This window comes from Bacillus sp. JJ1532 (assembly GCF_036965085.1).
Lineage (GTDB): Bacteria > Bacillota > Bacilli > Bacillales > Cytobacillaceae > Cytobacillus.
The window spans coordinates 1-2,567 of the sequence record NZ_JBALOW010000145.1; the positions used below are offsets into that span (position 1 = coordinate 1).

The following is a 2,567-nucleotide window of genomic DNA, read 5'->3' on the forward strand; positions in this document are numbered from 1 at the left end:
AATTGGTATGGTTCTTCTATTATCGGCATTTTCTTTTAGCCATATTCTTCCTCGCCTTTATCATCATACATTTACGAAAACAACAGATTTAAGTAAGGAAAGCATTGAAGGACTTTTATTAAATGATGATTTTAATAGTGAAGAAATAACAAAAAGTTATGGGAGGAAAGCAGAACAAAGTAGAAATGTAACAGGTTATGATTATTTTGGGGATATATGCTTAATTTCCCAAAGGCTGGGGAGGTAAGGATTTCAAGATTGGTTTTTCATTCCATTCTTCTTGTATTTATTATTGCTTTTCTATTTTTTCTGGTAACAGACTTATTAAGATTGGCAATTGGATACCGTATAGAAATTGATACAAGTAATGTTTCATTAAAAGAAAGTGATTTTAAAATTGAACTGGCTCACTATTTAGAAATAAAACTTTTGAAAGAAAAAAACGAAACGGGATAGTGATATCAATATAGCTTTAATTGTATTGTCCCACGTTAGTATTGCATTTATTAATTAACCCTAGAGATGAGGTATATATATGAAAGCACTTGTTTTTAATACATTTGGAGGTCCGGAAGTCCTGGAATATTGCGAAGTAATGGATCCTGACATCGGTCCGGATGAAATTCTTTTAAGAATGAAAGCAATCGGTCTAAACTTTGCAGACATTTATAGAAGGAAAGGAAATTATCATCTTGCCGGGGGGCCTCCATATATTTTAGGTTATGAAGGTGCCGGAATTGTAGAAAAAGTAGGAGCAGAAGTGCAAGGCATAAGCTCAGGAGACCATATTGCATTTGCTGATGTTCCATTTGCCAATGCAGAGCTAGTAGCTGTTCCATATGAAAAATTGATACCTCTGCCAGGATCAGTTTCATTTAAGGAGGCTGCATCCATACTCCTTCAAGGGCTAACTGCACATTATCTTACAAGGGACAGTTATGCTGTAAAAAGTAATGATGTTGTCTTAGTACACGCAGCAGCCGGAGGTGTCGGGCAGCTTCTTGTTCAAATTGTAAAGCTTCTTGGTGGTAAGGTAATAGGCTTAACATCTTCCACGGAAAAAGTTGAAGTTGCAAAAAAAGTTGGAGCGGATTTGGTACTCCAGTACAAGAATGACTGGAAGCAGAAAGTTCTGGAAGAAACTAACGGCAAAGGGGTGGATGTTGTATATGAATCAATAGGCTCTACACTCATGGACAGTTTTGCTGTTACGCGCATCGGTGGTACAGTTGTATTTTATGGGATGGCAGGTGGAGATCCGGCTTCAGTTGATCCCCGTATGTTGATGGATACCTCAAAAACTCTAACGGGGGGAGATCTTTGGAATGTTCTCACTTCTAAGGAAGAAAGAGTGACACGATCAAAAGAGCTGTTTAGATGGATAGAAGAAGGAAAAGTAAAAGTATCGGAGCCGACAACTTTTGCGTTAAGAGATGGACAAGAAGCTCATCGATATCTAGAAAGCCGAAAAAGTACGGGTAAAATCTTATTACTTCCATAAGGGGCAGCGACAGAAGACCAAACAACAAGGAATTTTCTTCCGTTTTGAAAGAATTGCCTAAATCATCTATTGATCCTTTTTGTGTGGAAACCTATGATCAAATGCTCACATGCACGCCAGACATTCTCTTCTGTGAAACATCAGTTTTCCTTTACTCCTTCATACTCAATTTTTGTTACTTATGATACTGAAAAGGTGCTTACCAATCTTTATAAGAAACTCATTATAGATGGGTAAGCACTTATGCCGTTAGGTGACTATGGTTTTAGTACGAAGTTTGGCTGGCTAAATGATCGGTTCGGTGTTTCATGGCAACTTAATCTTCCGAAATAATTTTATGCTTGTTTTGCAATCAGGCGCAATTCTGCAGCAAGAAATGTGCTTTTTTCTTTTTGGTTTGGGCCACATTGTAGAATAAGTTAGATAAAATAGAGAAGATTGTGAAGAAATGTACTTAAGCTAAAGGGCAGAATACTTTAAAAGAGAATGTCTGGGTTCATCTTAATATTATTGGTATTGTTTGAAACATTTGGAATTATATGTACAATAAAGGGGTGCTTAGTAAAAGAATAGAAGGAGAGTAGAGTATTTATGAAAATCAGGAATCTTATCTTTATTTTTGTAACATTGATTTGCGTAGTTGGTTTATACCTTTTATTAGATTTTGAAAAGGATTATAGCAAACTTTCAATGGAAGAGTTACACGAGTTGGCACAAAAAGAAGATGCAGAAGCACAAGGGATGTTAGCGTACTATTTTCAAGAAGGAATAGGAGTAGAGGTTGATTCCGTAGAAAGTTTAAAATGGTATGTTAATAGTGCTGATAATGGAAATACATCAGCTATGGTCAACTTAGCTTATCTTTATGGAAATGGAATTGGTGGTGTAGAAAAAGATTTAACAAAAGCATTTGACTGGAATTTGAAGGCGGCTAAAAGTGGAGATTCAAGTGGCATGTTTAATGTTGGTAAGAAATATGAGCTTGGCATTGGTGTAGCTAAAGATATAGAGAAGGCTAACTATTGGTTAGAAAAAGCTAAAAAAGCAAAGGGATCTCTATAATAGT

4 protein-coding genes and 1 pseudogene are annotated in these 2,567 nt (G+C 36.2%); all 5 read left to right on the top strand.

What is annotated here, in order from left to right:
* A partial coding sequence (locus tag V7122_RS25470; protein WP_335530082.1) for a hypothetical protein occupies positions 1-247 on the top strand: 247 nt, incomplete at its 5' end.
* An 11-nt stretch (positions 248-258) separates the two neighbouring features.
* Positions 259-456 carry a hypothetical protein gene (locus V7122_RS25475; RefSeq protein ID WP_335490970.1) on the top strand — a complete coding sequence of 66 codons (198 nt, stop codon included), beginning with the start codon at positions 259-261 and terminating at the stop codon, positions 454-456.
* 79 nt (positions 457-535) lie between these two features.
* Entirely contained in the window at positions 536-1,501 is a 966-nt protein-coding gene (locus V7122_RS25480) for a quinone oxidoreductase family protein (RefSeq protein ID WP_335530085.1), read from the top strand.
* 126 nt (positions 1,502-1,627) lie between these two features.
* Positions 1,628-1,834 (top strand): annotated as a pseudogene (locus tag V7122_RS25485) (VOC family protein); the annotation flags it as partial.
* 258 nt (positions 1,835-2,092) lie between these two features.
* Positions 2,093-2,563 carry a tetratricopeptide repeat protein gene (locus tag V7122_RS25490; protein WP_335530088.1) on the top strand — a complete coding sequence of 157 codons (471 nt, stop codon included), beginning with the start codon at positions 2,093-2,095 and terminating at the stop codon, positions 2,561-2,563.
* The last annotated feature ends 4 nt before the right edge of the window (positions 2,564-2,567 follow it).